This is a genomic window from Streptomyces carpinensis, from assembly GCF_002154505.1.
In the GTDB taxonomy this organism is placed as follows: Bacteria; Actinomycetota; Actinomycetes; order Streptomycetales; family Streptomycetaceae; genus Streptomyces; species Streptomyces carpinensis.
This window is the reverse complement of record NZ_MUBM01000110.1, coordinates 1-2,393: the sequence shown is the minus strand read 5'-3', so window position 1 is coordinate 2,393 and position 2,393 is coordinate 1. Positions and strand designations below refer to the sequence as shown.

1 protein-coding gene is annotated in these 2,393 nt (G+C 72.4%); it reads left to right on the top strand.

Annotated features, from left to right (window positions below; translation table 11 throughout):
• The coding region (locus BZY54_RS16440) for a type I polyketide synthase (protein ID WP_143668066.1) at positions 1-2,393 on the top strand (2,393 nt) is incomplete at both ends.

Here is a 2,393-nt window from a genome sequence, read left to right as displayed (position 1 = left end):
CATCTGGTCGCCGAGCACGGTGTGCGCCATCTGTTGCTGACCAGCCGTCGTGGCCCGGATGCTCCGGGCGCCGTAGAACTGCGGGGTGAGCTGGAGCAGTTGGGCGCGTCAGTGGACGTCGCCGCGTGCGATGTGTCCGACCGTGCGGCGCTGGCGGACCTGTTGGCTCGTATCGATGCCGGACGTCCGTTGCGCGGTGTCGTCCACGCCGCCGGTGTGCTCGACAACGGTGTGGTCGGTGCGCTGACGCCGGAGCGCATGCACCGGGTGCTGGGGGCGAAGGCGGATGCTGCCTGGTATCTGCATGAGCTGACTTGTGAGCTGGATCTGTCGGCGTTCGTGCTCCTCTCCTCCATCGCCGGCACGCTGGGCTCCACCGGGCAGGCCAACTACGCTGCCGCCAATGCCTTCCTCGACGCACTCGCCCAGCGGCGCGCGGCGGCCGGGCTGGCGGCCACCTCCATGGCCTTCGGTCTGTGGGACGTGGCGGCGGGACTCGGCGCCGCGCTGGGCGCGGCCGATGTGGAGCGCATGCGGCGGGCCGGTACCCCCGCGGTGTCCGGGACACAGGGGCTGGCCCTGTTCGACGCCGCGCTGAACTCGGGCCGGGCCACGACCGTGCCCGTACGCCTGGACCTCGCGGTGCTCCGCGCCCATGCCGCCGAGGCCCCCGCGCTGCTGCGGGGCCTCCTGGGCGCCCCCGGACGCCGGGCGGCAGACGCCGCCGGGGCCGGCGGCGACCGGAACGCGCTGCGGGCCCGGCTCGCCGGACTCGCCGACGCCGAACGTATCGCCCTGGTGCTCGACCTCGTCCGTACGAAGGTCGCCGCGGTCCTGGGGCACGCCTCCGCCGAAGCGATCGAGGTACGGCGCGCCTTCGACGAACTGGGCTTCGACTCCCTGACGGCCGTGGAACTGCGCAACCAGCTCGACACCGCCACCGGCCTGCGGCTGCCGGCCACCCTCATCTTCGACTACCCGACCGCGCAGGACGTGACCGCGTACATCCTCGAACAGCTCGACGGTGGGGACGCGGACGAGAAGGAGCAGAGCGCCGCTTCCGCCGGAACCGGGGCAGCCGGCGACCGTGACGACCCGATCGTGATCGTCGGCATGGCCTGCCGCTACCCGGGCGGAGTGACCTCGCCGGAGGCGTTGTGGCGGCTGGTCTTCGATGGCGTCGACGCCATCGCCCCGTTGCCCGACGACCGGGGCTGGGACCCCGGGATCTACGACCCCGAGCCCGGGACGCCGGGGAAGACCTATGCGCGAGAGGGCGGATTCCTCTACGACGCGGCCTGGTTCGACCCCGACTTCTTCGGGATCAGCCCCAACGAGGCCACACTCATGGACCCGCAGCAGCGGCTGCTGCTGGAGGTCTCCTGGGAGGCGCTGGAGCGGACGGGCATCGACCCGACGTCGCTCAGGGGCAGCCGCACCGGTGTCTACGCCGGCGTGATGTACCACGACTATGGCGGGGGCACGGCCGGCAGCATCGTCTCCGGCCGGGTCTCCTACACCCTGGGCCTGGAGGGCCCCGCGGTGACGGTGGACACCGCGTGCTCGTCGTCGCTGGTCGCCCTGCATATGGCGGCGCAGGCGCTGCGCTCGGGGGAGTGCTCCCTCGCCCTCGCCGGCGGCGTGACCGTCATGGGCACACCCGACATGCTTGTCTACTTCAGCGAGCAGCGCGGATTGTCCACGGACGGGCGCTGCAAGGCGTTCGGGGCCGATGCGGACGGTACGGGCTGGGGCGAGGGCGTCGGCGTGCTGCTGCTGGAGCGGTTGTCGGACGCGCGGCGCAACGGGCATCCGGTGCTGGCGGTGGTGCGGGGTTCGGCTCTGAACCAGGACGGTGCGAGCAATGGTCTGACGGCGCCGAATGGTCCGTCGCAGCAGCGGGTGATCCGGGCGGCCCTCGCGGACGCCGGGCTGGGCGGCGGCGATGTGGATGCGGTGGAGGCGCATGGGACGGGGACGCGGCTGGGTGATCCGATCGAGGCGCAGGCGCTGCTGGCGACGTACGGGCAGGAGCGTCCGGTCTCGGGTGAGCCGTTGTGGCTGGGGTCGGTCAAGTCGAACATGGGTCATACGCAGGCCGCCGCGGGTGTCGCGGGTGTGATCAAGATGGTGATGGCGATGCGGCACGGTGTGCTGCCGCGCACCCTGCACGCGGAAACGGCCTCCGACCAGGTGGACTGGGAAGCGGGCCGGGTGGAGCTGCTGACGCAGGCCCGGGAGTGGCCGCAGACGGTCGGGCGTCCGCGCCGGGCGGGCATCTCGTCGTTCGGACTGAGTGGCACGAACGCGCATGTGATCGTCGAGGAGGCGCCGGGGGAGGCGGTCGCGGAGGGTGGCGTGGTCGCTCCTGCGGTGGTGCCGTGGGTGGTGTC